Annotated in this window: 4 protein-coding genes; 1 reads left to right on the top strand and 3 read right to left on the bottom strand. The window is 41.9% G+C overall.

Going from position 1 to position 6,908, the window contains the following annotated elements:
* Positions 1-5,565: CHAT domain-containing protein (locus tag F6K13_RS11795; protein WP_287287441.1), on the top strand; the 5,565-nt coding region annotated here is incomplete at its 5' end.
* 183 nt (positions 5,566-5,748) lie between these two features.
* Here F6K13_RS11795 and F6K13_RS11790 read toward each other — a convergent pair.
* The 3 genes from F6K13_RS11790 to F6K13_RS11780 form a co-directional block, all read right to left on the bottom strand.
* Positions 5,749-6,024: a hypothetical protein gene (locus tag F6K13_RS11790; RefSeq protein WP_287287439.1), complete on the bottom strand. Its 276-nt coding sequence runs from the start codon at positions 6,022-6,024 to the stop codon at positions 5,749-5,751.
* A gap of 63 nt (positions 6,025-6,087) precedes the next feature.
* Positions 6,088-6,480, bottom strand: a complete 393-nt coding sequence (locus F6K13_RS11785; protein ID WP_124147227.1) for a hypothetical protein — start codon at positions 6,478-6,480, stop codon at positions 6,088-6,090.
* Between the two features lie 180 nt (positions 6,481-6,660).
* Positions 6,661-6,908 (bottom strand): hypothetical protein (locus tag F6K13_RS11780; RefSeq protein WP_287287438.1); only part of this gene is annotated, 248 nt, incomplete at its 5' end.

Here is a 6,908-nt window from a genome sequence, read left to right as displayed (position 1 = left end):
GGAAATGGGGGAGCCATTGACCTTGAGGCTGGAGGCGATATCACTACAGAATCGCTCAATTCTTATTCTTTTTTCTCTAGTGCTAACTCAGGAAATGGGGGAGCCATTGATCTTGAGGCTGGAAGCGATATCACTACAGAATCGCTCAATTCTTTTTCCTATTCCGATGAAGGTAACTCAGGAAATGGGGGAACCATTTCTCTAACTGCAGAAACAATCAAATTTAACCCTCCAGAAAACGGAGACGGAGAACCATTAGCAATCAAAACATTCTCAGTCGGAGAAAACGACTCCGGGAAAGGTGGAGACGTTAACATTACCACCAACAACCTCAGCAATGCAGAAATATTGACCCTATCTACCCACTCCGAAGCAGGGCAGGTAATAATTGAAAGTCAACCACAAGGAAACCTTCAACTGACAGACTTATCCATCATCACCAGTAAACAAGTAACGATAGAAAACCCTTTCGTCCCAGACATAACAATAGACGTAGGTGACACCCAAGGCAGATCGGGAAACGTTAACATCTTCAGTTCAGGCAACCTCAGCCTCAACAACGTCACCATCGAAAGTGACACCAAAGGAGACCAACCCGCAGGAGATGTCTACATATATAGCCAAAAAAACACCACCCTCGACAACACCGACATCCTCAGCATCACCAACGCAGAAGGAAACGCAGGCAACATCACTCTCGAAACTCCCCAAGACATCCAACTGACAAACAACAGCCAACTCCGAGCAAATACAGAAGGTATAGGGAACGCAGGTAGTATCGACATCCAAGCAAACAAGCTCAACCTAGACCAAAGCACAAGCCTAATTACAGAAACTTATGGAGCAGGGGCACCAGGAGATATCACCATCGAAGCCAACACTGTAGATATCGGTCAAGATGCCCAAATCAGTGCCACAGTAGTTTTGGGCGCAACCAGCACCGGAGACGGAGGCAATATTACTATCAACACCAACGAACTCAATATTACAGGAAAACTCGGAATATTCGCCGAAACTGAAGCATCAGCAAACGCTGGCACCCTTACCATCAGTCCCTACAAAGACCACCCAGACCTCAACATCAATTTCAGCAACGACGGTTTCATATCCGCCTCCACCAGCTCCACAGGCAACGGAGGCAACATTAATATCAGTGCCCCAGAAACCATAGATATTGCTGGAAAAGGATTCATTGCTGTAGAAACTTCAGACAAAGGAAACGCTGGCAGCATCAACATTGAGACCCAAAACCTCACCCTTTCAGATGGAGTAGCCATATCAGCTTCTACCACTGACAAAGGAAATGCAGGAACGATCGAGATCGACACCGAAGAATTAACCCTGGAAACAGGAACAAGTTTAACTACAGAAACCAATGATAAGGGAAAAGCTGGGGATATAGAAATCAACACCATAAAACTAACCATAGGAGAAGATGCTCAAATTAGTGCCACAGCAAGAGAAGGAGCAACCAACACTGAAGCAGGAGGCAACATTACCATCAATGCTACGGACTTACTAATCTCAGGCCGACTCGGAATATTTGCCGAAACAGCAGGAGAAACCCCCGCAGGTACTCTTACCCTTAACCCCTACTTTCTTATAGGGGAGCAGGGGAATAGAGAAAATCGTTCCGATCGCTTTGACCCGGACTTTAATATTACCTTCAGCGAAAATGGCTTGATCTCTGCCCGCACTACTTCCAGTGGAGATGGAGGCAATATCAATATATTTGCTCCAGAAAACATCAATATTACAGGGGAAGGAAAAATCACGGTGGAAACTACGGCAGGGGGAAACGCAGGTATGATCAATATAGAAACCAAAAACCTGACAATAGCCGAAAATACTACTATATCTGCAGCTACTTCCGATAGTGGAGACGGAGGCAGCATCAACATCAACCCCAGTGAAAACTTTCAACTCGACGGTCAAATCATTACAGAGACCACAGGAGCTGGAGACGGAGGAAAAATTACTATTAATACAGGGGAACTATCAGCGGAAAATAGTACCATCTCAGCTAGAAGCACTGATGCAGGAAACGCAGGCACAATAGAAATCACAGCTCAAGAAAATATCGTCACAGGTATTATCCAATCTTCTGCCTCAGAATCAAAAGAAGCTGCTAACGGAGGTGACATTACCATTACCAGTGAACAGAGAGAAATCAATGCTACTCAACCCATCCAATCATTTTCAGAAAAAGGTAACGCTGGAGATGTAACTCTGAGTGCGAAAACAGATGTGACTACTAATACTATCAGTTCCCACGGAGAACAACAGGGCGGTCAAATTACCATCATCACAGAAACAGGAAACATAGACACCAGTAATGGATTTCTGGCCAACTATTCTGGCGAAGGAACTGGAGGCAACGTTACCTTAGAAGCATCCGCAGGAAACATTACTACCAGTGACATTTACTCTTTTGCTGATGCAGACGGCGGTCAAATTCTTTTAAAAGCAGGAGGTGACATCAATATCGCCGAAAATAGTAATGTTATCTCTGCCTCCGAACCTGCAACTACATCCGATACTGAAAACTCAGGCAAAGGAGGAGACATTATTTTAGAAGCGGGTGGTAACATTAAGACTACAGCAGCTAGAATATATTCCGGTGCAGATGAAGGCGATACAGGTACAATACATATTGTTGCGGATGACGCAATAGAAGTGGGTCAAATAGATCTAGCATCAGGTTTTGTCAGAGAAGAAATCTCAGTATTTAACAATTTTACCCTCATACCTGTACCTCAAGGAGAAGCAACTCAAGGAGAAGCAGGAAATATCAATATTACTAGCAACAATGGCACAATAGACACCACTGCTGGAGTAATAAACTCTCGTTCCCCTGACGGCACTGGAGACATTGCGCTCAATGCCAGAGAAAATATTACTGTAGGTAAACTAGAAGCTAGCACCCTCAACCAAGCAAAACCAACCACAGGAGGAAATGTTGAAATTATTAGTGAAAACGGTGAAGTCAATTCTACCCAAGCAATAGAAACATTTTCAGCACAAGGTACAGCTGGGAATGTGAATATTCAAGCTGAAAGTTCAGTTAATCTAAAAAATATTCTATCCCAGGGAAGGATGCGTGGGGGTGATATTACTATTGACAGTCGGAGTGCAAATAGCATAGATGTTCAAGGGGAGTTAAACACTTTTTCTACGGAGGGTATCGGTGGGGATGTTACTCTCACATCTCTGGGTAATGTAAGTATTAGTGGAATTCGTTCGGAAGGGATACAACAGGGAGGTGACATTACATTGGAGAGTGAAATAGGGGAGATTAGTGCAACGGGAGACATTACTTCTTTCTCAGAGGAAGGCAGAGGAGGAAATATTGAGATTGATGCCCCAGAAAGTGTGAATCTGGAAAATGTATCATCCTTTGGTGCGACTGAAAGTGGGGATTTGAGAATTCAAAGTCAGATAGCAACAGTGAATACAGGGAATGTGACAACTCAAGCACCGGACGGCCCCAGTGGTGAAGTTATTATTAATGGCAGTCAAATAACTACAGGAAACTTAAGTTCTTTGGGTACAGTCAGTTCAGGTATTATTCGACTAGAAGCAACTGATGGCTCTATTACTACTTTGGACTTAGAATCAATTGCTTCAGAGGGCGAAGCAGGTGGTATCGATCTAGATGCAACAGGAGATATCAGCACTGAAGACCAAACTGTAATTTCTGGAGATGGAGATGCCAATATTGATCTTGATGCTGGAGGGGATATTTCTGTAGGTAATCAAGAGGCGATCGCCAATCAAGGAGATGCTAATATTGATCTTGATGCTGGAGGGGATATTTCTGTAGGTAATCAAGAGGCGATCGCCAATCAAGGAGATGCTAATATCGATATTCAACCAGGTGGTAATATTTCCGTAGAAGAGCAAACAGCTATTTCTGAAGGCGGGAATGCAACTATTAATAATACTCCAGATAATACCAATACCCCAGAACAAATAGCGATCGCCCCACAGGAAATAGAAACAATTACTAATATTGATAGTGGCGACATTATTATACCAGAAAATAACACTGATAACCAGATTCTCCCAGTAGAAACTAACCCTACCCAATCAGAAAATCTTAACAATTCAACAGATATACCAGTAATCACCTCAACTGACACCACTTCCACCCAGTCAATATTACAGCAAATATCAAGCAATATCAATTTTTTCACCCTGACCACTCCCACTAACAATAACCAAACAATCAATGCTGGTACTGCTCAAGAACAAACAGAAACATCTATCAGCACTACAACTGACACCCAACAAATCTTAAAAACAATTAATCCTGTTAATACCAAATCTCTAATAACAGCTACAGCTTCAGACCAAGTAGTAACAACGTTAGAACGAAACAGTCTCCAGGAATACTCAGATTACCTGGGAGCAGATTTGGAGGAAAAATTAATTTCTACACAAAGCGTCCGAGATATTTTAAGCGACATGGCAAATCAAACCGGAAAAGAATCTGCCATTGTTTATATTAATGTCTATCCAGAACAATTACAAATAATCTTATATACCAAAGAAGGTCAACCAATAATCAAAACCATTCCCTCTGTTAACCGCGAACAAATCATGGAAGTTGCACTAGAATTACGAATAAGAGTTACAACTCCAGCTAACCAAGATAATGATAGTTATCTATCACCAGCACAAAAATTATACAATTGGCTCATCGCACCCATAGCATCGGAACTAGAAGCAGCTAATATCGATACCTTACTATTCAGTATGGATGAAGGTTTGCGCACTTTAGCCGTAGCAGCATTACACGATGGCGAACAATTCCTGATCGAAAAATATAGCCTGAGTTTAATTCCCAGTGTTAGTTTAATGGATACCAACTACCGAACGCTTCAAAATACTCGGGTATTAGCAATGGGAGCAAGTGAGTTTATTGCTCACAATTCCTTACCAGGAGTACCTGTCGAACTAGAAGTTGTTTCTCAAAAACTATGGCAGGGTAGTATGTTCCTAAATGAAGATTTTACTCTTCATAATTTAATTACTCAAAGAGAAAGTTATCCTTATCCTATTATTCATTTAGCCACTCATGCTGATTTTAGACCGGGAAAAATTAGTAATTCTTACATTCAGTTATGGGGTGAAGAACAAATAAAATTAGACCAAATTAGGGAGTTGGGTTGGAATGAGAGTTCTGTAGAATTGTTAGTATTATCAGCTTGTCGCACCGCCTTTGGGGACAAAGATGCCGAATTAGGATTTGCGGGATTAGCAATAGCAGCAGGAGTAAAGTCAGCTTTAGCTAGTATTTGGTATGTGAATGATCGAGCCACCTTAGCATTAATGACTGAGTTTTATAGTCATTTGAATCAGACTAGGATTAAGGCGGAAGCTGTAAGACAGGCGCAGTTATCAATGTTGCGTGGGGATGTAGTGATTAAAAAAAATCAGATCGCGAGGGTTGGAGGTCGTGAGTCAGTAGAGTTACCATCGGTGCTAGGAGAAATGAGGAATCGAAAATTATCTCACCCTTATTATTGGGCAGGGTTTACCATGGTGGGTAGTCCTTGGTAGTAGGGTAGTGTGGGGTGATGGGGTGATGGGGAGGCAAATTTCCACCTGCTTGGTGCGCTACCAGATGCAACTAACGTCGTCGCGGGGTTGCATCCGCTTTTTCCCCTATTCTATTTCTCTAGCTCCTGATATCAAATCCGTTTTATTGAACATAAAAAAATTCTCGAATCGTCATAAATACGCTCATCTTTGTGATTCTTTCTCCTCCTGAATCCTGTACGTCCCCAATCCGACGGCTCCCCTACCTGACTCGGTCCTCCTACCTTCAAAAGATTTTATCAAAATAATATGGGTCGCGCCACCCCACCTTGACTGGCGAAATATTTTTGGAGTGAAGCTCAAATCCCCTACTTTCCCTCCTGGGAGGGGCGAGGGGTGGGTTAACTTCTGACTTCTGACTTCTGACTTCGTTAAACCGATGCTACCAGATTTGATCTGATGGGTAGGGTGGGCAAACATCAAGTCTATTAACTGCTAACATCAATCACTACATTTGCCCACCCCTACAAAAAATTATCTTAATTAACGACTATTCCCAAATACTCTGATTCTTACTAGTGTATCTGGAACAGGACTCTCATTTGAGAATGTAACTGAGCTTCGTGGTACGACTGGATAATTTCTTTGGACTGGACGGTCATCTGGGCCTATTACTATTGGATAGTCAATATCACTGTTAACTACAGCTTCTTTGCCATTTGAGAAATTGGTCAAAATAACATCTATGGAGCTAACTCCAAATTCAGGTATATCTACATATAACAAGTCTCCAGAGAATGGCAATTCTCGAAAACATTGTGGCTCTTGTCCTAAAAAACAATATTCAGCTGCCATTGCAGGGCTGGGGGAAACTACTGCGAAAGATAGTAAACAGAAAAAAAATGCAACGATGACTTTGCCTAATGCTTTCTTCATTTTTATTACTCCGTAAGTCACTTTGTGTGTGAACGTTTTCTCCAAATATCCAGAGGAGTTTCTTCCTCTATTATTACAATTGTTTCGTGATGGGTAGGGTGAGCAAACATCAAGTCTATTAACTGCTAATATCAATCACTACATTAGCTCACCCCTACAAAAAATTATCTTAATTAACCACTATTTCGCAACTACTGTGATCCGTATAGGTGTATTTGTAACACGACTCGCATTTGAGAATGTAGCTGAACTCGATGGTTGGACTGGATAAGTTATTACTTCACTAGTTTTATATGGGGGTAGTTCTATTGGGTTGCCAAGATCGGTGTTAAATATAGCATAATATTCTTGTGAGTAATTGCTGACAGTAACATCTATAGCGTTAACTCCATATGGAGGTATATCTACAAATAACAAGTCTCCAGATT

This window comes from Okeania sp. SIO2B9 (assembly GCF_010672505.1).
GTDB classification, from domain to species: domain Bacteria; phylum Cyanobacteriota; class Cyanobacteriia; order Cyanobacteriales; family Microcoleaceae; genus Okeania; species Okeania hirsuta.
This window is presented reverse-complemented; position numbering and strand designations above follow the sequence as displayed.